Annotated in this window: 11 protein-coding genes; 1 reads left to right on the top strand and 10 read right to left on the bottom strand. The window is 66.1% G+C overall.

Features of this window, described 5'->3' with window-relative positions; genetic code table 11:
* Positions 1 to 402 precede the first annotated feature (402 nt).
* From AC1DP3_RS16755 to AC1DP3_RS16715, 9 genes are all read right to left on the bottom strand, one after another.
* Entirely contained in the window at positions 403 to 3,612 is a 3,210-nt protein-coding gene (locus AC1DP3_RS16755) for a hypothetical protein (RefSeq protein WP_477295259.1), read from the bottom strand.
* 1 nt (position 3,613) lies between these two features.
* Positions 3,614 to 7,027 (bottom strand): tubulin-like doman-containing protein, encoded by a 3,414-nt coding sequence (locus AC1DP3_RS16750; protein ID WP_477295257.1) that lies wholly within the window; start codon positions 7,025 to 7,027, stop codon positions 3,614 to 3,616.
* Between the two features lie 48 nt (positions 7,028 to 7,075).
* On the bottom strand, positions 7,076 to 9,871 hold the full coding sequence (locus tag AC1DP3_RS16745; protein WP_477295256.1) for a vWA domain-containing protein: 2,796 nt from the start codon (positions 9,869 to 9,871) through the stop codon (positions 7,076 to 7,078).
* The gene (locus AC1DP3_RS16740) at positions 9,868 to 10,200 is read right to left on the bottom strand and encodes a hypothetical protein (protein WP_477295254.1); all 333 of its coding nucleotides are present in this window, start codon (positions 10,198 to 10,200) and stop codon (positions 9,868 to 9,870) included. The genes AC1DP3_RS16745 and AC1DP3_RS16740 overlap by 4 nt, the downstream gene beginning before the upstream one ends.
* Before the next feature lie 404 nt (positions 10,201 to 10,604).
* Positions 10,605 to 11,570 carry a 5' nucleotidase, NT5C type gene (locus tag AC1DP3_RS16735; RefSeq protein ID WP_477295252.1) on the bottom strand — a complete coding sequence of 322 codons (966 nt, stop codon included), beginning with the start codon at positions 11,568 to 11,570 and terminating at the stop codon, positions 10,605 to 10,607.
* A gap of 29 nt (positions 11,571 to 11,599) precedes the next feature.
* Complete coding sequence (locus AC1DP3_RS16730) at positions 11,600 to 12,109, bottom strand: hypothetical protein (RefSeq protein WP_477295250.1); 510 nt, start codon at positions 12,107 to 12,109, stop codon at positions 11,600 to 11,602.
* Positions 12,110 to 12,321: 212 nt separating this feature from the next.
* Positions 12,322 to 15,630, bottom strand: a complete 3,309-nt coding sequence (locus tag AC1DP3_RS16725) for a UvrD-helicase domain-containing protein (RefSeq protein WP_477295248.1) — start codon at positions 15,628 to 15,630, stop codon at positions 12,322 to 12,324.
* The gene (locus AC1DP3_RS16720) at positions 15,627 to 18,752 is read right to left on the bottom strand and encodes a PD-(D/E)XK nuclease family protein (protein WP_477295246.1); all 3,126 of its coding nucleotides are present in this window, start codon (positions 18,750 to 18,752) and stop codon (positions 15,627 to 15,629) included. Before AC1DP3_RS16720 ends, AC1DP3_RS16725 begins: the two co-directional genes overlap by 4 nt.
* Positions 18,753 to 18,819: 67 nt before the next feature.
* Positions 18,820 to 19,794 carry a TM2 domain-containing protein gene (locus AC1DP3_RS16715; RefSeq protein WP_477295244.1) on the bottom strand — a complete coding sequence of 325 codons (975 nt, stop codon included), beginning with the start codon at positions 19,792 to 19,794 and terminating at the stop codon, positions 18,820 to 18,822.
* Between the two features lie 492 nt (positions 19,795 to 20,286).
* On the opposite strand from AC1DP3_RS16715, the gene AC1DP3_RS16710 reads away from it, so the two are divergent.
* Positions 20,287 to 21,369, top strand: a complete 1,083-nt coding sequence (locus AC1DP3_RS16710; protein WP_477295243.1) for a thermonuclease family protein — start codon at positions 20,287 to 20,289, stop codon at positions 21,367 to 21,369.
* 83 nt (positions 21,370 to 21,452) lie between these two features.
* Here the strand turns inward: AC1DP3_RS16710 and AC1DP3_RS16705 are convergent.
* A partial coding sequence (locus AC1DP3_RS16705; protein WP_477295241.1) for a helicase-related protein occupies positions 21,453 to 23,976 on the bottom strand: 2,524 nt, incomplete at its 5' end.

The following is a 23,976-nucleotide window of genomic DNA, read 5'->3' as shown; positions in this document are numbered from 1 at the left end:
GCTGCGTAGTGGGTGCGGGGGTCGAAGGAGGAGGCGATGTGATGACGTCTTCTGGAGCCGGCGTTGCGGCAGTATCTCCAGACGCCGGATCGGCCGTCGCTCGGCCGATCCCGAAGCCGATCGCGATGCCGACGACGAGCGTGAAGACGATCGCTGCGACCCAAACGATTCTCGACCTTCGCCCTGATCCGGCGAGGGCCTGACGCGGCAATGGGACGGCGGTGCTCTGCACAACCGACGGAGGCCGTGGTGGAATTGCACCGCCCCGATGAGGACGCGGCGGAGGTGCCGACACGATCAGTGCACCTCACCCCTGGACGGCTCATCCACATCACAAGCGCGACACGCCGCATCCGCGGGCAGCAACGTGGCAGCCCGTTGGGACGGTGATGTCAGCACGGCTCACACTCCCGTGTCGTCGCCCATTGGCCGTGGTGGCGTCGGTGGTGAAACGGGAGCCTCACCTGTCACCGCATCCCACAGATGGATCGCCCGCAGTGGCACAGGTCCGGCGATGTCGACCCGCCATGCGAGGTCTACCGAACCATCATTCATGTCCGGCACCGGCACCACATGGATGGGACCGCCGGCCGGGTAGTGGAGATCTTTCGCAAGCCGCTGGGGCACAACGAGGAAGCTCTCCACGCGCTCGTGGTGCCGCTCGCCGAGTTCGATGTCCGTGAGACTGGTCGCGCTGAGCGGCGAAATCGGGTCGCCTTTGCCCACGAGCGACTCAAGCAGGAAGTCATCCCAAGGCAGGTCGTGGGATGACGGCATCCGACTGCGAGCGATCGCATGCAGCGGGTTGTCGAGAACGGGGCGAACCCGGGGACCGCTCGCCCCCGTGTCATCCCGCTGGACCTCCTTCGCAAGAGCGTCGAGGCGGGGACCGGCAACCCGTGTGAGGATCGTCTCGTCGTCGAGCGCCGGCAGCAGCATCCGTCGGGTGTGGTTGGACGCATGCGGGAGGTCCTCATCGAGCGCGTTCAGTCCGAATTCACTCGACGATGTCGAAACTCGTTCGTACGACGTCTCGCGGACGAGATCCTCGAACGCCTGGTTGCGCCAGCCCTTGACCATCAGGTGCTGCGCCATGCCAGCGCGAAGACGCGCCGCCGCCGCACGGTCGTCCTCCTGCACCGTGGCGACCTGCAACGCGAATGGCATCGCCCCACGAGTGACGGTGAACTGCTCATGATCGAGCCACTGTTCCGGCACCTGCCAGGGCTTGTGGATGGCGCGCGACAGGAGGATCAGCCATTCGACCGTCTGACGATGCAGCGACGTCAGACGCTCGGCTTCCTGCCGTGCCTGGCGGGACGCCCGCCCCAAGTGAGCCAGTCGTTCACGCTGCACGTCGATTCGTCGCTGGAATCTCGACCAGCCGGAGTGGAAGGACACAAGAGCGCCGAGCGAAGCGCCGAGGGCGATGACGGCTGTGATCCCCGTCACCCAGAGCACTCCGAAATCCCTTCCGGCCTCGTTCTCCACGCCGGCGTTCCGGAAGAAGATATCGAGGGTGATCCCGATGATCGGCAGGGCGATGCCCCACACGACGAGCATCCTGCGATGAAAACGTCGCCGGAGCGAGATGAGCTCTCCCGCAGTGGGGACACTTGCGCCCTCGATCTCGGCTGCGAGACGGGCGGCATTCTGTTGAGCGGCACGCCGCTCGTMGGAAAGCCTTGTCAAGAGCCGCCAAACGAAAGAACGGTCCTGAGTGACCGCCCACGCATCGAAGGCGCGCACGCCGTCGGCCAGCCGATCCGCTTCAGCGGTACGGCTTTCGAGCTCAGCCTCCGCAAGTTCGAGTCGTTTACGTGCGCGGACGACGGCGGGCTTGTCAGCCGCGGCCGGCTTGTCAACCGCAACGGGCTTATMGTCCGGGGGGGCGGCAGCGGCCTCACGCTCGTCATCGGGTGTCGGCGAGTCCTGCAGATCGGATGCGTCTGCCACTTTCGCCGCATCCTGCGACACGATCGGTTCGACCGGATGCTGCGCACCCGTCGACTCCGCGGAGGCCGCCGTGCGGCGCCGACTGGACTTGCTGGCAGCTCGCACCTCCTCTAGCTTGCGCGCACACGCTGCGACAGCGGCCGCCGCCTCGCTCTGGTGCTGCGCAGCCTCTCGGGCGGCCTCTTCCAATCGCTGACGAGGGTCTTCGAGAGCGAGCACATACCAGTCGACCTTCGCGGGGAAGTCCTCAGGCACGACATCTCGAGACGGAATCCACGGCTCGTCCGGCAGCGCGAGCACGTCGCTCACCCGCCCGAAGATGGGGACGTTCCCATCGACCTTCGCAAAGCCGTATTCGCTCAGGTCCGAGCTGCCGTCGAGGGCACCGAAAACGAGCTGACGGAGGCGCGCCCACAGCTCAGGTGTCGTCCTCACTTGCGACAGTCCGGCCGGCGCATCTGCTTCGGCGCGTGCCCGCCTCTCGTCGTCTGCGATTCGGGCGGCATCCGCAATGAGCTCGCGTTCGCGAACGTCGAACAGGTCGTACTCTGTCCCCCCGACTACCTCGGCACCCTCGTCGGTGTGCAGTGCGCGCGTCATTCGCCGGTGAGTCCGCGAAGTGATCCAGCGCCAGGTCCACATCGGCATCTTCACGAGCTTGTCGGCGCTGAACGCCAGGAACCGTCCGCATTGGCGCCAGAAGCCGACGCGGCGCTTGTCAGGATCCGCTTCCATCGCCGACTCGCTGTACAGAAGCGCTCCACCGTCGAGCTGGGTTGCTCCGCGAACCATCTCGTCGACGTACGCGCCCACATGCGAGTCCACGATGAACGTCGTCCCGAGCGGAGGTGCGCTGGCACTCGGATCCACCAGAAGCGAGTCCGGCCGGGCGATATCGGCGAGGACCTGGGCGCCGGCGCGCCGTCCGAGCGCCTCGGTCAGTACGGCGTTCACGAAGACGCGCGATATCCACACGCTCCGATGCCCGGACTCCTCTCGCCGGACCAGTTCGAAGCTTCCCTTCGTGACCCCGCTCCACAATCCACCGACGCTCGCGAGATGCATCAGGGTGAAGCCGAGGAATCGCGTGCCGTCGCGAACGAACGCATCGCCTGACCACGGACTCGATCGGTCCTCGGGAGAAGCGATGACGACGACCCCGTATTCAGGTCCCACCCAATCGACACGCTGCCGCAATTGGAACTCGGTGGGAGCACAGATGAGCGTCGCGTAGCGGAGTTCCGTCGACTGATCCACGATGGACGCCGACGGGTTAGGCATCGRCATCGACTTGCGGACGTACTCGCGGACCCGCTCGGCGATCGCGTCCTGGAGCGAATCCGACTCTCTTGAAGGCGTCGCCGACCGTAGCTTCACAAGTCGCACGACCCMGAGGGCCTCGCGGGCCAGCGCCTCAAACAGATCGACGCGGATGCGCGCCACCTCCAGGTCGGCGCCGATTCCCAGCACGACGGCCTCGATGTGCGGAGGCCCGGACGTTCCCTCGCTCACCTGCTCGGGCCCGACCCACAGGGCCGGGCCCAGCAAGCCCGTCCTCGTCCATTCCGCCGCAAGCTCGAGCAGCTCCGCGCCCTGCTCCCCGCTTGGCAGCAGGATGATGCTCGCCTTCRCATCCGGCCAGAACCGATCCGCCACCTCAGACGCCCGAATCGTCGGATCGTGTCGCCATCACGGTCGACATGAGACCCTCGAGGGCCTCGACGACCTGGTCGCGGATCTCCCAGCTGAGCGGGTAGTCGTAGACCGACTCGTGGTGGTCGTGCTCCACGACGTTGTCGCGGAACTTCTCGAGCTCCGAGGCGAAATACTTCTGCACATGCCGCTGCCGGTCTACGAGGGTCTCTGTGCTCTGGCCAGCACGATCGGCCTTCGGCGTCGGCGCACCCTTCGTGTAAGTGCCGAACTGCAGCCAGCTGACGAGCGCTTCCGAGGGAACGCCGTCCTCGCCGCCAAGGGCGGCGAGAGCCTTGTACGCGCGGAGTGGCGCCAAAGTGCCATCGACCTGGCAGAGCGCAATGGCGATCGTCAGCGACTGCATGACTGCGCCGGGATAGTCGAACCACTGTGCGTTTCGAGCGGTGAGCAGCGGGTGTGGGAAGTCGACCGTCCGGCGGGMTGCGGCATCCCACACGGAGAGCTTGGGCCCCAGCTCGCCGTGGTTCGTGTCGACGGTGAGGCGATCGAGTGCCTTGGCGATGTACCACCCGCGGATCATCGCGGCGATGACGCGTTGGTCGGCCGGGATGGACTCGCCGAGAAGACGCGTGCGCTTGAACTGCCAGAAGGCCTGTCGGCTGTCCTGGGTGCCGGATTGGCCGAGCCAACCCCGGATGATCGGCTCCATCACGGAGTCCATCACGATGGGCTGGTAGGGGAACCCGGACATCGCGAACACCTCGATGCTGTCGACCTTGGCATCGCGGAACCACGATTCGCTCGTCGCGTCATCCCAGAAGCCGAGCTCGCCGAGCACCGCCTTGGTCATGGTGTACATATCGGTGCCTTGGCGGAACGGGATCGAGCTCATGACAAGGCTGGTGTCCTCGTTGATCGCCTTGTCGTGCACGGCCCGGAGCAGCGCCGAGTTGAGTTTGACGAGGGGCTCGCTCGCACCGAGTGCCGCCTGAAGCTGGGCGCGGTAGCGATCCCGACGGGCGGCGAACACGTCGGGAGTTACGGCGGTGGGATCGAAGTAGTGCAGCAGATCTTCACTGATGTACGCCTGGAAGGGCATACCCTCTCGCCGCATCCACGTCCGCGAGCGCTCGAGATAGATCTCGGGATCGGTCTCCATCCGGAAGTGCGGTGACTGCGGCGCGTAGGACGTGCTCGGATCAGCTGTGACGCTCGATTTCCACGTTCGGGTGTTCGCGATCAGGCTCCACGAATTGTCATCGCCCTCCCGCACCTTCGCTGGCGGCTGGCCCACGAGCAGGTCAGTCATGACCTCGAAGATCGCGTCCTGATACTTGGAGTCGGATCCTTCGACGCTCGCTCGCACGAGCCGCTCGAACTCTGCAGGGTAGTCTGCGTGATCGACGAGGAGGCGCTCGTTCGGAGCCGGCTCGTACTTGCGAGGGATGGTCGCGTCATTGCGCGACGGCCAGAACTGGAACTCGTTCTCACGCTCGTCGATCGTGCGACGATCGCCGACCCTTTGACGCAGCGCACTGAGGGCACCATCGAGGTGAGAACGCAGCGGGGCGATGAATTCCGTGCGGAGTTCGACCAGCAGTTTCGCCGCACTCTCGCGCAGACGCGCTTCGCTCGACCACTCGAGAGCTTCGGTCAGCCATGCCATGGCATCGCCGATGACGGTCTGGTCCGGCCTGATCGAACCTTGGTTCGGCGCCTTTGCCAGTTCGCTCGCCACGTGCGAGCGAAGCCCGTACGCCCATTCGTCGCGCTGATGCGCCTCGGCTTCGAGGCCCTCTGTGGTGTTGCGAATCGTGCGCTCAAGCCGCGTGAGCATCGCCACGACGACGGGCAACCCTACTTCGGCGATGTACTGCGCGACGACGTGAAGAATGTGCGAGGGCATCCGCTTGACCCACTCGTCGAGCAGAAGCTGACGCGCGCGCTGCTCACGCTGCAGCAGTTCCGGTGCTCGTACGGAGTGCTCGTTGACCATCCGATCGGTCCAGAGGGTGAGTTCCATGCCACCGGACTTATCGAGGGCCGCTCCCTGCAGGAGGCGTTCGTTGATGCCGAACTCAAGCTCGGCCTTGATCTGTGTGAGTATCTCGTCTGCGCGCAGAGCGTCGATCACCTGGTTATGCGACTCGGTCTCCTCGTTCAGCTGGAGATCGTTGAGGAAGCGCTGGTACGACGTATCGGCCCCCGATTCGATCCACTCGCGCTCGGTCTTCTGCGCGAACAGCGGATCACCCTCGGCGTGGGCGTGCAGCATCCGATCGATCACCGATCGCGCGAAACGTTCGGCGGAGTACTCCAGGAAGCGCTCACGACCGAGCGTCACCCGGCCGAAGCCCATCGACGAGAACGGAGGCGAGTGGTGGACGGGACTCGCGAGTCCCGAGGCGTCGGGGAGGACGTTGGCGCCCACACGAGCCTGCCAATTGCCCGACGAGTAGGCGATCATGTCGTCTTGCACGCGCTCATCGGTGATCCACGCCGTGAGGCTCGTAGCCACCGCGTTGTAAACCGCGCTCTGGTCCTCGAATGTGACCTTGCTGTTGCTKCGGCCGACGATGAACGGGTAGGCCGCCCCGACGCGGTCCATCGCATCGCCGTAGGCCGGGGCGACACCCTGGCTGTTGAGAAGAGCGAGCGTCGAATCGGACGGAGTGTTCGTCCAGAAGCCGTTCATCGTCTCCGAGATCGCCGCAAGCGCGTTGCCGGGCATCCCTGCGCTCACGTTGAGCTGGTCGAACACATCAGGCGCGTAAAGGATGCTGAAGAACTGGTTCGACCAGGGGTGCTGCTTCGCGGTCGACTTCACGACCTCGATGACGTCGAGGAATTGTCCGGCACCGGAGCCGCCTGCAATGGACGAGACGACGATGACGGTTGGGCTTCCGTCGCCGCCCTCACCGCGCACTTTCAGCAGCTGCCCGAGCGCGCGGAGTTCACCGAGCGCCGACGCATCCCCGAGCCGGGCGATCGCCGCGCGCGCGGCATTGGCGATCTCCTTGGTGGAGGCGAGGGCGACCGCTCGTCCGACCGACCGGGATTGTCCGGCGCCTTTGGTGACGTCCACCTTCACGTAGCGAGGGTCGGGCAGCTGTCGCCGGATGTCGTTGTGCACTCGCGGGTTCGACGAATGCGCGCCTTCGATCGACTTGTACACCGTGTTGTACGTCGCTCCGCTGGACACCAGTCCCTTGTATTGCTGCGACGGGAGGAAAGGGAGCGGGAAATCCGCACCGTCCTGAGCAGTCGGAGTGTCGAAATGCAGGAATTGCCAAGAAGCGGGGATTCCCGACTTCCACCCCACCTGTTGGAGCTTCAGCTGCAGCTGGTAGTTGATTGCGCGCAGCGTCTTGCCGCCGGAACCGCCGACGCCGATGACGAGGAATGGCCTGAGCATGTGTGTCTTCTTCTCTTTCTTCCGTTGCGTCTGTCGGTCGATGCTTGTCTAGCGGCTGGGCCGAGGAGGCTGCCCACCTGCAGCAGGTGGCGGGGTGGATCCAGGACGGGGAGGTGCGGACCCCGGCCGGGGAGGTGCCGACCCCGGTCGCGGAGGCGCGCTGGGCGATGACGTCGAGGAACCCGGTCTCGCGGAGCCTGGACCCGGCCGTGAGGGCGCCGAGGGCTGCGTCGGGTTCGGCGACCCGGGGGGCGACGACGTGGGCACCCCTCCAGGCCCGCCGCCAGTGGCTTGCTTCGCGTCGTCCCGCCCCGCATTGTCGCGCATCTGCTCGCGGAGGTGCTCGATGGCGCGCACGATCGTGGTGTCGTGGCCGATGGCCGAGAGCCTGTCACGATACTGCGTAGGGCCGCTCGCGGTCTGCGCGTGGTACAGCACCGCAGTGCCACGAAGCTCGTCGCCCCGCTTCGTGCTGATGAGGTCGCTGCGCGAGATCACGATGCCCCAGAATGCCTCGAAGGGCAGCTGGGAGAATCGGAGCGATCCATCACGTCGGCGCTCGGCCGTCGAAGCTCCTCGCGCTCCTGTGCGGGCGGCGACAATGACCCGTCCGTCCGGCGGCGAGAGCCGGTAGCTAGGTGGGAGAAGCGGGAACCACGGCACCACCGCAGCGATGCGTCCGAGATCCGGATCGCTTATGGACCGCACCCCTCGCGCGGCGCCGCGATAGGTGAACTTCTCGGACAGCGCGGTGTCACCCGCAGGCGCCTCGATGATCGCACCGTCGGAGGTGATCCGCACGGGAAGCGCTGCGCGCTGGATCGATTGGTCGATGTCGAGGCGTGTTGTCCGTCGGTTGAGAATCCACAGCCCGACGAGCGGCAGGAGAATGCCGAGCGCAAGCAGAGCGAGGGTGATGAGGACGACTGCCAGAAGATTGATCGGATGCGTCGTCTGAAAGGTGAACGGGACATCGAGCGGTCGCTCTTCGCCGTTCGTTGACGTCAACCTCACCGGGACAGCCGCTTCGACCGTGCTGTCGGCAGGCTCGTCGTTGGTCACTGTGAGCTCGATGGTTTTGGACTCGCCCGACGGAACCGTGATGCAGTCGTCCGGCGTGGTCCATTCCCACGATGTCGCGCGAACATTCTTCTCGAGATCCGCACCGATCACCGGATCTCCAGTGACGCAGACCTGGCCCTCCCCCCCGGCAGCGGGCCCGACCACCCGCATCGAAACGACCCCCACGCCATTCCTGCCCTCAAGGGGCGTGGTCTGCTGGACGGATTCAATCGAGGGAAACTCCGCCGGAAGGTCGACGGAGATGGTTTCAGATCCCGGGACCGATGCCAGTTCGAGGTTGTGAGCGCTTGTCTTGAGGCCGTCGAGTGCCACCTCTACGTCGAACTGTGATGACGTGTTCTCCTCAGGCACTCGAAAGAAGATGTCGATCTCGCCGGTCTCGGCATCCACCTGCGAGCTCACGACCTCGGGCGCCGACTCACCGCTGAGACCGGGGAAACGCACATCCAGGGTGTAGTCAGAGCGGAAATCCTTCAGGTCGCGGTTCGCTCCCTCAGGGTCTTTCAGTTGAGCCTTGATATTCCCTGCGGTGTCGCCGGTTTCATCCAGCGGGATCGTCTTCGAAAGGAACTCGACCGACATGTCACTGAAGCAGAAGATCTGGGGCGAGATGGCATCCGAGAGCGTCCACTCACTCGGCGCTTCCTGACCCGATGTATCGACGTCGAAACTTCGCGGGCCCACCTCGGTCGCCCACTCGGGCGCATTCCCCGCTTCCACCGTCGCGGTGAGTTCCCCATCGAAATCAGAGCTGGCCGGCGGAGACAGCGTCCAATCGCCGCCTGCGATGACGCGGAAGCGGCTGACACCAGGATCGATCCACAGCGGATTGCCGGGCGCCCAACACTCAGAACCGCCGGACACCTCCGCTCCCAGTGTCTGGAACACTCTCGCGAGCGAGTCGAACTCCTCTGCGGGGACGAACGCGCCATGCACCCACGGCGGGTCATCGGGGACCGGGTTCGTCCCACATGTCTTCTCGCCCCCGTCGTTGCTGCCTTCGATGAGCGCTTTGAGGGTGCGCCCCTCCGTGGTGGCAGACGCATCCGGTCCCACGAGAGCACCGATGACGACAACGCCGTTCTGACGGAACTCGTTGAAGATGCCCCCGCCTTCATTCGGACCGCCGCCATTGCACAAGACCTCGAGGGCGGCGAAGTCCTGGCCGTCGACCCCTTCCGGCGAGGAAATGTCAATCTGACTGTCCGTCAGTGAGATGAGCAGCTGACACGCGCCGGGCGTCGATGCGTACTTCTCTTGGAGTGCCTTTTGAGCATTCTCCAACCCAGCGGGCCAGTTGGTGTAGCCGTCCGGGACTGCCTTATCCAGCTCATCGGAAAGAGCTTGGGCTCCTCGCTCACCGAGTTCCGCAAACGGGAGAAGCCCTGTGAACTCATTGCTGAAAATTCCGGCTGCCCAGTTCACTGTGAGTCCATCTCGCAGCTTTCCGAGCTGTTCCAGGCTGTTGGCGAGGATCTTCACCCGGAGCTTCTGCGGGTCACTTCCGGGCCCGCCATCGTCTGCCTGACGCAGCGACTTCGAGTTGTCGACGAGGTAGTAGACGTTCAGCGTGTCACTCGATGCGACGCAGGATCGCAGATCGTCGACAGCCATCTCCCCCTGCTCGGACAATCCACTGTCGGTCGCCGCGGTCGTCGCGGTCGTCGCGGTCGTCGCGGTCGCCGCCGCGGTCAGCGGGGCAGCGAGCAGGGCAACGAGCAATGCGATCGCACCGGCGGAAGCGCTGATGCCGCGCCTCATGCGAATCCCAGCCATTCAGAGACGGGGACACTCAGGTTGAGGACGTGCCACACGCCGACCACGATGGCCGCCGCAACAATCACCAGTAGCCAGCGCGTCCAGCGGGGGTTCAGAACGAAGTCGCGATTCGCTCGCAGGCCGTTCCGTTGCGAGAGCACGTCCCAGCCGTAGCACCCGATGACGATTATGGGTGTGAGTAGGTAGCCGAGAAAACTGAGCCACCAGAAATCACCTCTGACGAGTGGAATTCCCGGCACCACCAGCTTCGCCGGTGTGCTCGCCCAGACCTCCGCCACTATCGCGATCATCACGCTGGCGGCCAACGCCACCGCGCCCGCTACGAGGGGAAGGGGGGACGCGCCGGCACTGGCCCGTACGCCCTCTGGCGGTGCGCTCGATACGCGGGGCGGCGGGACGGACATGCGGAGCTCACTCTCACTTTCGCCCACGACGGGCTGTCATCTGGGACCCGACCGAATGTGCGGCTACGGCGCCACACAATGAGCCCCAGTGTGGCACCTGAGCACAATGAGAACAATCTCATCTGCGCCAGCAGTTCAACTCGCTGACCTTCGGTCACTCGACCTTCAGTCCACCGAGTTGGCTTCTATAGCGACCCTATAAGTTCTCTATGAAAGAGGTGGCGCCTTGACATACAACGCTCGGCGTACTCGTCGGTGGCGCTCAGGTTCGGGATCCAACGGACGCAGTGGGCGATGCGGCAGGCGCTGCATCACGCCCGCGGAGGATGCGGCCAGTCCAGGCCCAGCAGTTCCAGGGCGTGCTCGTACTTCTCCCGCAAACGGGCTCGCGTTTCATCGTCGAGCTCTGCGGTCCGCCGGGGATCCGTGTTGTGGGTGATGTCCGCGAGCTTGACCGCCCGGGCAGCCGGATGAGCGGCGATCCGTTCGTAATATGCGTCACCGGCGCCATCCGGCCGTGTGAGCAGTTCGACGACCTCGACAATTTCTGGATGGACACCGGCGAGCCGCAGCCGCTCGGCATCCACGTCCGTGTCTTCGATGACATCGTGCAGCCACCCAGAGCAGTGTTCGAGGGTCTGCCTCTTGGGATCGAAGTGGCTGCTGACAGCCTCGGGATGACGGATGTAGTCCACGCCGAGCTTGTCTTCTGCGCCAGTGTGCGCCGCGACCGCGATCGCTTTGGCAGTGGCGACCTGCTGCGCGCGATCAGCGGGGCTGAGGTCGCGCACAGCCGTGATCTGCGCCCGCGGAAGCAGGTACTCGGTGACGGTCTTCCAGCCGGGGAATTGCTCGGAGCGGAACTCAAGCCACTCCCCCTCGAACTCGCTGGCACCGTTGTTCGGTCGGTCATCCACCAGAAAATCGCCCCTGTTCAGTTCCTTGTGGTGGGAGAGGATGACTCGTTTGTAGGCGGCTGTGCCCTCGGCCGAGCCGAAGTGCAGGTGCACCCACTCGACCTTGTGCTGCCATGCCGAGGGGTTCTTCCAAGGCGCGGTTGAGAGGATGTAGAGGTCGAACTTCTCCGACAGTTCCTCGAGCGCTGCAACGGCTCCTTCCATCGGCTTCATCAATGCGAAGATGCCGGGCACTTCATCGAGGTTGCCCTTGTACTGGATCTGCAGCGCGTCGGCGAGCTGGTCGATCCCGCTCTGGAAGTCCACGAGCGTGTTGTCCATGTCGATGTACAGGATCTTCTTGGCGCCGGTCTCAGCCATGCTTCTCTTCCTCGTCTGTTCGGGCCGCATCACAGTTCGTACAGCACATATCCCTCGGGTAGTGACCCACGCAACCAGGACCACATGATTTCTGCCGCCCCGAGCGCCGTGTGCGTGACGTCCTCCGGACGGTAGACCGCCATCAGGCGGCCGTGGTCTCGCACACGTTTGCTGCCGCGCCGTAGGCGTCGCCGCTTCTCCAGGCGCTGCACGCGCCGCGCGAAGCAGTCAGGCCCAGGGACGCCGTTCACCTCGACGATCCATCCGCCGTCGACCCTCATGCATTGCGCCCATTTCGCGGCGTGCGTCCTGCGCAAAACGCCCCACGATCCTTCGTCACCGAGCTCTCCGATTCGCGCCGCCGCTTCAGCCACGTCATGAACAGCCAAGAGCCCATTCCCGCGGGGACTCCACGTCACCGGTACATGGGCGCGGATACTCAGCCACTCCTCCACTTCGGCGGCGAAGACGATTTCGTTCGCGATGGCGATGGTCGTCGCTGCCTGTGGCAGAACGTCGGGCATCCAGGTCTGCTGCATTCAGGTCCTCTCTCGGTACAGCCCAATTCTCTCAGCGACCTCCGACATTCACGCAGGAGCGCGCTAAATCGAGAAGGCCAGTCCTCCCCACCGCCGCGTCCGCGCAGGGTATCCATCGGACGAGACGCGCATGGCGGATCTGCTGAGGATCGAGAGACACCCGGGACATCCCTTCGAGGTCGCTCTGCCTCTCCCCCGCGAATCCTCCGGGTTCAGCCGACCGGCACGGGCACGACCCGCGCGGTCGCGCTCGTCGCGTCGAGGAACACGAGCGCGGCTCGCGCCCGCTCCCCCGTCGCCGCCTCCAAGGCCCGGACGTATGCGTCCAACTGGGGCTTGTAGTACGTCGCTCGCTCGAGGAGGGTCGGGGCATCCCGAATCGTGTCGGTCTTGTAGTCGACGATCACGAGGCCGCCCGATTCCTCGCGGAACACCAGGTCGATGAACCCCTCGAGCACGAGCCCGTCGTCCTCGACGGTGCCCACGTAGAGCTCGCTCCAGTGCTCGCGGGAGAATGCGTCGCGCACGAGGTCGGTCGCGAGTGCGGAGCGCACGAACGACGCCACCGCAGCTGTGAGATCCGGGATGCCTTCCGCCAGCGCCTGGGCGGCAGCCACGGTGTCGACCAATGCGTCCTCGCCTCCGACCGCCTGAAGCGTGCCGTGCACAGCGCGGCCGATGAGATTGCCGTACCGGCCCTTCATCCACGGCGCGAGCTCGACGTCTCGCGCACCCTTCGCCCGACCGGCTACGACTTCGGCGGAGGCAGTGTTGCCGTCCGCTGACGCCTCGGCAAGGGCCCACACGACCTCCGGCTCCGTACCCTCCAGACCGGAGGCAGTCCGTGCAGAAGGGGCGCGGGAGCGCCGGCGCGCGGCATCCGTCTCCGGCGCCCACAACTCCCACGCGGGACCGGGGCCGGGTGCGGGGCGGCTCGCCGCTGGCGGCAGATCACCGGAGCCGCCCTCGAACACAGTCACCCCGGGCACCTCCAGCGCGCCCGCGTTGACGAAGATCTCGGCCGCCGTCTGCTGATCTGCGTCGCGCTCCGCCCGGTGGAGCGAGACCACCAGGTGATCGCGGGCTCGAGTCGCCGCCACATACAGCAGGCGTCGCCGCTCCTCGCCGTCCATCTGCTCATCGAGCGGTGCCGCCTCGGCGAAGTCATTGGTCTCAATCGAGCCCGACAGGTGCACGGAGTAGCGGCGGTCTCCCCAGAGCAGTCGCACGCCGTTCTGCCGGCGCGGGTGACTTGTCATGCCGGAGAGGACGACCATACCGAACTCGAGGCCTTTCGCCCCGTGCACGGTCATGATCCGGACGACGTCGAGATCAGTCTCGGGCAGCAGTGATTCGGCGACCCTGGCGGAATCTCCCGCCTGGTGCRCGGCCCACGCGAGGTACTCCCGAAGCCCGCCGTGCTCAACATCCGACCATGCGCGGGCTTGATCGACGACGAACCGCACACGACCCCATTGGTCGCGTGCGCGCGAAGACGGCTCGGTCACCGTCGCTGCCTCCAGCACCCGGCGGTCGACGGCGAGGTCGGTCAGCAGTTCTGCGGGCGTTGCCCACCGACTGCCCCGGAAGAGCTCGCTCAAGTAGGTCATGGCACGACCGACCGGAGTGTCGACCAGTTCGTCCTTCACAGGGGCGCTCACGGTGAAGCTGCCGCCATCGCGCTTGTATGCGAAGAGGTCGTCGTCGCCGCAGCCGAACAGCGATGAGCGCAGGGCGGTCACGCACGAGAGCTGGTCGCTGGGGTCGGCGACCGCCCGCGCAGCCGCCATCAGCGACCGGATCTCGTTCGACTGATAGACGAGCGAGCTCGACTCCGTGCGGTAGGCGATGCCGGCAGCATCCAGCGCCTCCTCCAGCGCAGGCAGCGAAGTGCGCGCGGGGATCAGAATCGCGATGTCGCGCGCGGTGAGCGGGCGCCACTCCTTCGCCTGCTCGTCGAACACCGTCCACCCTTCCGCGAGCGCGGTGCGGATGACGGATGCCACATCCGCCGCCTCCGCCTCACGCTGCACGCCCACAGGGGTGCCCTTCGGATGCGGCGCGGCGCCGAGTGCCGTCACCGAAGCGCCCGAGAAGGTCGTTCCCGCCGCCGGGTCGAGCGTGCGGTGCGCGCTCAGTGCCTCGTACGCGGGCTGCGCGCCCGGCTTCTCCTGGATCACGGTGCCGAAGACCGCGTTCACCCAGTCCAGGATCGGTGGCACGGTGCGGAAGTTCGTGACAAGCGAAAGTCGTCGTCCGAGCCGCTGGCCCGCGTCGAGGTACGTGGAGATGCTCGCGCGGCGGAAGCGGTAGATCGACTGCTTCGGGTCGCCGACGACGAACAGTGAGCCCGGCGGCACCGCGACATCGCGCCAATCGTCGGCAACGGCCTCCCGCCCGCCCGCGATCCGCACGGCGAGCTCGATCTGGATCGGGTCGGTGTCCTGGAACTCATCCAGCAGCAGCCGTCGGTAGGTCACCTGCAGCTCCGCCCGTGCGTCTGCGTTCGTCCGCAGCAGGTCGCGCGATGCGACGAGCAGATCGTGGAATTCGAGAGATCCCGATGCCACGCGTGCATGTGCATCGTCGAGCACCGCGGATGCGATCCAGCGTGCGAGCGGGCGCAGCGCAGCGTCGCCGTACGCTTTCGCCACCGCGGACGCGTCGGCGGCGAGCTCCTTGCAGTCGTTCTTGAGTCCCGGCAGATCGGGCCAGTTGCCGGCGCGGCCGCCGCGACCGAGCTTCAGCATGCCGAGGTCACGCACGAGCGCGAACCGTTCGCGGTCATCGATCGCCGCCGAGAAGGCGGCCACCCACCCGGTGACCTTGCCGGTGACGCCGAGGAAGAGGTCGGAGTCGTCGGTGCAGCCCGCACCGGCCTCGCTGACGAGCATCGCCCGGCGCAGCAGTGCGCCGGTATCGGGCATGGCCATGGGACGCGGCTCGTCGGCGAGCACGTGCGACTCGATGAGGTCCCAGTCGCTGCCGAACGCCCGCGCGAGCGAGCGGAGCTGGTCGGCGTTCAGGCCCACCGCGAGCGCGAGCTCCAGTGGCTCGGCGAGGGCGTCGTCGTCCAGCATCCGTCGCCACATCACCGACCAGCGCGCGTCGAACGCGACGGACGAACCCACCTCGTCGAGGACTTCGATGAGCGGCGGCATGCCCGCCTGGATCGGAAACGCCGAGAGCACCCGCTGCGCGAACGAGTGCAGCGTCCCTATCGCCGCCGCGTCGAGGTCATCGAGCGCAGTCTGCGCATGCGCTCGCGTCGCCCGATCGTCAGCGCCTGCGTGAGCCTTCTCGAACGCGGCGCGCAGCCGATCCCGCAGCTCCGTCCCGGCCTTCTCGGTGAAGGTGACGACCGCCGTCTCGGCGAGCGGCACTCCGTCGTCCATGACGGACGCGACGACTCGGTCGACGAGTGCGGAAGTCTTGCCTGTTCCCGCGCCGGCATCGACGAAGAGGTTCTCGTGCAGCTCGCTGCGGATCTGGTCGCGCGCCGGCTGATCAGTGAGGGTCATTCGCTCGCCTCCCCGTTCGACGCCGAGGCCGTGAGCACAGACGGGTTGAGCAGTGCGAAGAGGGTTGCGAGCGAGGCATCCGTCCTCTTGCGCTCGCTGCCGCCGCGCACGTGTCCGTAGCCGACGCCGTCCGGGTTGCAGAATGCGCACTGCACCCAGGAGAAGTCATCGGATGCCGGGGGTCGGGCGATGAATCGTCCGTCTCGGATGCCGGTGGTCAGCGTCTCGAGCGCGGAACGATAGACCTCCTCGAGATGAGCGTCGAGACGCACGTCTACGCGCTTGCCGCGGTCACGGCGGCCGATGAACCAATACCCGGCATCGACGTTGTCGTTGCCGAAGGCGGCGCGGGCGGCGTGCGCGTAGAGGGGCAACTGCAGCTTCGTGCCCGCGACGACGGGGTCCCCGGAGATGTCGCTGAAGCTCTTCGCACTGCCGGTCTTGAAATCGGTGACGATCAAGGTGCCGTCGCGGGTCTCGTCGACGCGATCGGCGCTGCCGCGCATGGCGATCGCGCCGTTTTCGAGTTCGATGCGCACGGGAGGGTGTCCATGCATGCCGAAGGGCAGCTCGCTCGCGACCACGCGCGAGTCGCGCAAGCGGTGCGCCGCATCATCCAGGTCGAGGATCGCTTCGAGGTCCTGGTGAAGGCGGTCGCGCTCGCGATTCCAGAGTCGCGGGTGACCGGTGAGTCCGCGGCGCTCGAAGTCGTCCGTCACCTCGTTGGTGATGGCGTGCATCCGCTCGCGATCCGCCGCACTCCACGGCTCTCCGTAGCCGGGAAGCGCATCCGCCTCGGTCGTCAGCCGATCCATGACCTCATGCACGATCGAGCCGAGGTCCCAGGGCCGGATCGTGATGATCTCCTCCGGGGTTTCGAGCGGCTTGACGCCCAGAATCCGCTCCACGAAGAACGTGTGAGGGCACCCGGCGTAGCGCTCCAGCGCCGTCGGCGAGATCAGTGCCGTGCCGGCAGCGTAATCGGGCAGACCATCGACGCCTTCAAGATTGCCGTCGAAGCGGGTGAAGTCATCCGCGCGACGCGCGTGGATGAGCTCGAGGGCGGTCTCGAGCGGCTCGTCGCCTTCGAGGACGCTGCCGCTCGAGAGGTGCCGCAATCGCCACTCCTGCGCGCTGCCTGGACGATCGGCGCGCGAGATACCTTCCCAATGCGAGGCGACCGAGCGCAGTTGGGGACTGGATGCCTCGGCCCAGCGCGTCGCCTCGAGCTCAGGCCGCTCGGTCAGGGCTCGAAGAGTGGGCATCAGCCAGCGGCTCGGCAGGCGCTCGGCGCCTCGGCGCAGATCTCCGCGGGGGAAGCTCGCCACGACATGGTCTGCGGCCGCGAAAGCGGCGAGCACGGCACGATGGTCGCGACGAAGTCGATCCCGGACGGTCGGAAGCGCTCCTGCGGTGGCGACGCGGATGGGCTCGGACAGCAGCGGATCGATTCGGTGCCGACCGGGATAGAGGTCTTCGGACAGACCCAGCACGAACAGGCGCGAGACGTCGAGCGAAGGTGCGGCCGAGATCGGCCCGACGAACACGCCGTCACCGAACCGGCCGACCCGGGGTTTGCGCGCGTCGAGATCGACCTCGAGGATCTCGACGAGCTCACCCAGCCGTGGGGTGTCGCCGATCGCCTCGAGCTCGACGATCGCTCCGAGCACGCCGTCGATCGCGCTCGCCGCGCGCTGCTCGGGCTCCGGCAGCCGCGTCATCGCGTCGGCGGGGCCGATGTAGCGGCGGAACATCGCCCGCGCCCACTCCCCCAGCGCTGCCCAGCCGGTGAGCGCGCGGGCCTCCTGAAGTCGATGCCGCAGCTCGGCGACGAAGGCGCCGAACTCCTGCGTCTCGAGGATCGAGCGCTCACGGTAGGCGAGGGATCGCTCTCTCGCGTCGGGGTTGTCGCGATCCGCATCGAGGCGAGCCTGGTGTCGGGCCTCGTGATCCGCGAGTCGCTCGGCCCAATCGCCGCCGGTGATCCCGGCCTCACGCGACAGTCGCTCCCACCGCGTGCGCGGAACGGTCGCCGTGCCGTCGCCGATTCGCACCGGCACGCGTCCAAGCCAGTCGAAGAACGCGTCGCGGCGCAGGTCGTCGGGCTCGAGGGCGAGCAGCGCGAGGAAGCCGTCGGCGATCGCATGGTCGCGCAGCGGCCGCACGCCTGGTCCGTTGGTCGCGATTCCGGATGCCCCGAGATGGTCGTGCAGCAGCCGCGCGTAGGGCCCGGCAACGGGATGGAGCACCGCGATCCGATGCGTGGCGATCCCGTCGGCGAGGAGGGCCCGCACCTCGCGCACGATCGCGCGCACCTCGTCGTCGGAGTCGGAGGCATGCAGGACCTTGTGCGCGTGTTGAGGGACGCCGTCAGTCTCGGTGGTGGAGCGAGCGGCGCGAGACGAAACGCCCTCAGCCTCGCCGAACGATTCGATCAGCGGTCCGTCGACGGTCGGTTCACCGGTAAGCCCGAGGAGCGTGGTCACACCGGATGCTGCATCCAGCGCCGTGATCAGGCCCCGCTCCTTGGGAGCGAGCTCCTCGGGGAGGTACAGGATGACCGGCCCGAGGTCCGCGCTATGCGCGCGGCCGCTTGCAATCAGACGTGTCGCGGCCTCGACCACCGCGGTCTCGTCGCGCTTTCCGCCAAGTGCATGCGCTTCCACTCGCCTGTGCAGCCGGACGAGATCTCTCGACAGCTCGTTCGACTCGGCCACGACCGAGAGCTGCTGGTCGTCGAGCGCTCGCAGTTCGCCGTGCGCCCGCACGAGTGCGCGAACCGTGGCGGGGTGCTCGACGACCGGGGCGAAGCATCCGGGATCATCGGCAAGCTCGCGCCGCCAGAGGGCCGTCAGCAATGCCGAGGTGACGGGTGGAAGCGTGTCGCCCGCCGCGGCGAGCAGCTGCTCCGCGAGGCGGCGGAGTGTGGTCACGTTGACCGCAGCGACTCCGCCTTGACCCCCGACGCCGACCGCGAGCGCCCGACGGACGCTGATTGCGGCGATGTTGTCKCGGACGATGATCGTGACCGGTGCGAGGGGCGAACCCGCCTTCGCCTTGGCGACGAGATCCCTCAGCTTCACGACGGCGTCAGCGCCGAACGCGGTCGTATGCGTGGGCATGCGGCCTCCCTGCCGAGATGCTATCGGCGCCCGAACGGATGCCGGTCGTCCCACCCGCGCAGCTGCACTACTCGGTACCCGATGCGCTGTCGAAGTCGCGCTGCCAGTCGTCCAATGCTCTTCGCGGACCGATCAGACTGCCGAGCGGGACCCGAAACACCAGCCCCCGCCGAGCGTTGACCTGCCTGATGTTCTCGAGCAGTTGGGCATCCACCGACTCCATCGCCGTCTGCACCTCGCGGACCCGCTGCTCGGGGTTGTCCCACAGCCGAGGGTTGGCGAGCACGTCCGGCAGATAGTCGCGGTCGAGSGCGGCTATGAGCTTGTCGAGCTTGTCTTCGTACTCGGCCTGGGCGACCACGCGCTGCCCTTTGTCGGCCCTGAGCCTCAGTCGGTGGAACAGTTCGATCGCATTCGTGACGAGCGAGTCGATCTGCTCGACCGTCGCCGCAGACACTGTGTCACCGGCAGAGGCGCGCTCCACATAGAGCTGTCTGAGCCCCACGAGTTTCTCGATGCGCGTGCGAACGTGAGCCGGGGCGTGGCGCGCCTCTCGTGCGGTGCTCGCATCCATGGCCACCCCCCGGCGACGACGTCGCAGCCAAACCGCGACTCCGGCGGCCGCGGTGGCCGTGAGAAGCGACAGCAGAATCCATCCGAAGGCGTTCGGATCGGTGGTTCCGAACGCTGCGCTGATCATGCCGGTGACCACAAGGAGGAAGACGGGGTACGCCAAGAGAAAGCCCAAGACGACCCACGTCGACCGCTTGTACCTGTCGTAGCCGGCCAGACGCAGGCCGGAGGCATCGCGTTGGCCCCCGAACAGCGTGATCAGCAGATCGATGAGCCACCAGACGCCGTAGCCGCCGAAGGTGATCAGCTTCAGGAACCCCGTGCCGATCTTCCCGAGGTAGAAGCGGTCAATGCCGAACACGCCGAGCAGGTACGACAGAAGCACCGTCACGATGAAGCTCTTGCCGCCCTCCGGCACTTCAGGTGCGGCCGGCTGCGGCGAGAGCCCCGGCGGCGGGTGACTGGACAAGCCTTCCCCTTCGTTGTTCACGCTGGACGCTGGTTCTCCAGAACCTCGGCTGCCCGAGTCGGCGCCAGTGCCGTCCGGCACTCGCCATTATGCGACCCGGCACCGACATCCGCACCGGGAAGGTGGCTGCTCGAGGAGCAGCTGCAGGTGCAGCTGGCCGGTGTCGACGGTGTCGCTCCGCGTGCAATCGCGTCACGGCGCTGACGTCGCATCGGGCTGTACAGCAGCGAGCTGCCGCCCCAGGGAGAGTTAGCGCCGGCGCCCGTTGCATCATGCGAGGCCGAGGACTTAGGGCTCGATGGATTATCCGGACGGACTCTCGTTCCCAGCCTTCCACCCGCCCGTGCCAGGCCGTCGCCCAGGTTCGCGAGACACCCGTCGTCTAGGCTGGGATAGCGGTACTCGAGGGTCTTTTGATACCGCTGATCAGGTCAAAGCTGCAATCCGATCGGCTGGCCAACTCACCATTTCGCGCGCCCCGGGGGTCCTKCCGTGCCAATTCCAATCGTCGTTGCCGCCGTCGTAGGGGCACTCACCCTGGGGGGCGGTGTAGCCGTCACCGTCGCAGCGGTCACCGAGGCGAACAGCACTGACGAGGCCGTAATCCAGCGAGTGATTGATGGCGACACGATCGACGTTCGGATGTACGGCGAGGTTCAGCGCGTACGCCTCCTGAACATCAACTCCCCGGAAGACAACGCGGCCACGGGTGTCTCCGAGTGCATGGGACCGCAGGCGACTGCCGCCCTCACGAAGTTGCTACCCAAGGGTACGACCGTCACGCTCCGGTACGACTCAGAGCACTTTGACCGATATGACAGGCTCCTCGCTGGTGTCTTCGTCGACGACACCCTGGTCAATGCGGAGATGGCTCGAGAGGGATTCGCCGTACCGATGGTCGTCGGAGGAAACACGCGATTCATCAAGGATGTCGAGTCGGCCGTAACTGACGCGAAAAGGGACGAAGCCGGTGTCTTCGGCACCTCCCTTCCCTGCACACTCGGCTCGACCGTCGAGAGCTACCGCGAGCAGGCGCATGCCGTGACATCAACTCCGACACCCGCGGATTCAGCGGGCATCGCCGGGGTCGTCGAATCAACCGCCGTCGTCCTCGAGAGAGCCGATACCGCGGACCTCGCCATTGACGGGGTCGACTGGGTCACCCCCGATCTCCGAGGTTCCTACAAGGCAGCGATTGCGGATTTGCGGAGCGAAGTTCAGAAGGCGAAGACCACGCAGGAGGCCTCCTTCACGTCGGCCGTTGCGCGCGAGAAGGCTGAGGCTGAACGCATAGCGGCGGAAGAGGCCGCGCGTGTAGCGGCGGAAGAGGCCGCACGTGTAGCGGCGGAGAAGGCTGCCGCTGAGCAGGCTGCTGCGGTGAAGGCGGCCGCCGATCAGGCAGCAAGGGAAGCCGCTCAGCGACCGTCGAGCAGCAGCGGCTCATCGAGCGCGACCGGGGCCGGGGCATCCTCTGGTGATGGCGGCGGAAGCAGCTACACCGGATGCCGCAACTACAACGGCTACGGAATGATCGACACGAAGGGACGTCACTTCGCCCCGATCCCTTGCCCCTAGCCGCTGTCACGACCACTCGCTCACAACGCTGCAGCGCTTCGCCCCCGGACGCCTCGTCGACCCTCAGCCTCGGTTCACGGAACTCATTGCGCCAACCGGTCATCGGGGCGTGGAGTGAGATCGATCCGGAGCCACGAGGTATCCCCACCCATCTCACCTACGTACCGCACGAGGTCGTCCTGGCGAGGCTGCCCCATCACGAGGCGATATGCGCCGACGGTACGAAGCAGCCGCTGATAGTTCAACGCCTCACGACTCAGCGGGAGCGCGGGAACGGAGCGTTCGATTACCGCTCCCCCCTCCCGCGTGAACACCCAGAACGGCACGATGTCGGAGTCGGTGTCAGCACGGTCCGAAACTGCAGCATCGAACACCGCCACCCAAGGGTCATCGAAGGGCGCACCAGTCTGCGCATCAATATGGACGAGCGCCTCCTGACCGTATGAATCGGCGACGTTCTTGCGAACAGCGTGCCCCTTGTAACGGTGTACACGTCCTTCACGCTGCTCGAGGTCGACCGGATTCCCGGGGAGGTTCCAGTGAACGATGGCGTGGCTGTAGGTATGGAAGTCGAGACCTTCCTGGCCGACCGAGGTCGAGGCCAGGACAAACGGTCGGAAGGGTGAGTTATAGGCGGTCCGCACCGTTGTCTCACGCATCGCAGTCTGGTCGCTGGACTGTGCTCGCCCGTAGCGTGCTGCGAAGTGGCTATTCACTCGATTGTCGGTCAGTGAGACCCGGCCGTCTTCAACGTGAATCTGCTCCACCGAGTTGGTCGCGGTTCGAGTGGACATTGCTTCCGTCATCGTTTGCGCGATCACCTCCGCCCGGCGCTGCGCATCAGCATCCTGTAGTCCCTCAGACTCCACCAGAACGTGGGCGTACTCGTCGAGCACCGCTTGAAGACAGCCCTCGACCGAGTGGTCGAGAACTGCTCTCCAATATGATTCATCTTCGCCGGATCGCAGGAGCGCGACGATCTCAGGCTTGTTGAACAGCGATCGCAGCCCTCCGGCGATCTGAGTGGCGCGTTCGCGAATGTCGGGGTCCGCGAGAATCGACTCCCCGCCCCCAACGCGTGAGAGCGCTCGAAGGGCGCACACGGCAGGACCGCCCACTGCCATCATCGCGAGCACGTCTGCCAAGTCAGYAGGTCGTGCACCGAGCTCGAGCTCGTCGACGCGATCTGCGTGGCGCAGGTGGGTTTCGAGCCGCGACTCGCGATCTTCGGCGTCCTGCCCCTGCCAGCGGCGCATGCGTTCGGCGAAGGGCCGGTTCTCTTCGGATGCCGTCAATCGGTCGAGCAGGAATGGCGCCGCCCAATACCAACGCTGATCCGCCGCGCCCCCGTCAGGGTTCCCGTCAGGCAAGGCTTTCAGCAGCTCAGTGAGGGACTCCCGCACCGTCTCGATCACTGTTGCCCGGTCTGCCGGCAGCGACCCCCCGAGCCGACGCGCAACAGAGAGCGGGTCTCCCGCCCGTGCGAGAACAAGTGACGGGTACATGAGGGCAAGGGTCGGCATGCTCGCGGGCCGTTCGCCATCCATCCTGAACTGCAGAGGCTGCGTGGTGATGCGGTCGTAACCGCGGTCTGCACGGCCCGCGGCTTCCACGGTGCGCCGTTCAGCTTCATAGCTCACCATCACCGCGATGGCCTTTGGCACAACGGACCATGCCGAGAAGATCAGACGCTTCGTGAATCGGCGAAGGTCAGGATCCTCGTAGGCGCCACCCAGGTTGTAGTACGGCAGCGAAGGGCATATCCACGCGAGTCGCCAGGCGCCACGATCGAGGACGTCCTCGACGAGGCCACGCATCTTCGCGTTGCCCGGGTCGATCGGTTGATACGTCTGGATGTCTTCCCAGTCGAGCAGGCTCTCAGCATCCGCCAATGCCGCGGCCACTCGCGGATCTTCTCGCTCAACGGCAGCCTGGAACTTCATGGGCAGCTGATAGCTGGCGCGCTCCATGAGATTGAGGGGGTACGGGGTAGACCGCCAATACTCGAAGACGTCGTGTCGGTCGATCACGCGCGCCACATCGTCGAACATGCGCCAGGCGTGAAGATCAGCGGTCGTCGTCTTGACACCATCGAGGGGCTTCTCGGCGAGCATGCCGCTCCGGTCGGGCGTCGCAGATAGCCGCTCGGTCCGGCTCATGATCTTGCGAAGCTCGTGCTCCACTCGGTCGCGCGACTCGATCGCCCGGTCTCGATCRCCACCGGCCACGAGCGACGCGCGCATCACCCGTAGTTCGCGCTCGACGATGTGAGCACGTTCGTCGCCGCCGAGGAACGTCACAGTGCGTGTGAAGTCCCGATAGTGATCGTCGCCCTCGGGCTCGTCGGGGAGTGTGTACATCTTGTACGGCRTCGCAGAGAGCAGGAGCACCTTCGCGTCCGGGTGATCGAAGATCKCCGAGGCCAGTGCAGCGCCTTCCCCGTCGCTGTCGAGAAGGTCCTTGAATCGCTGAAACTCGTCCAGGATGACGAGATCCGGTTCAAGGTGCTCAACTGCGGCACGCGCGACGAGCTGCCGCAGTTGGCCGATCAGGCGGTCACGTCGCCACCCGAGATCTCCTTTGGGTCTTCCCCGCAGACCTTTGAAC

The sequence above is a fragment of the Microbacterium sp. P5_B6 genome, from assembly GCF_056400345.1.
Note: the sequence above shows the minus strand (reverse complement) of the source record. Positions and strands in the feature narration are given on the sequence as shown.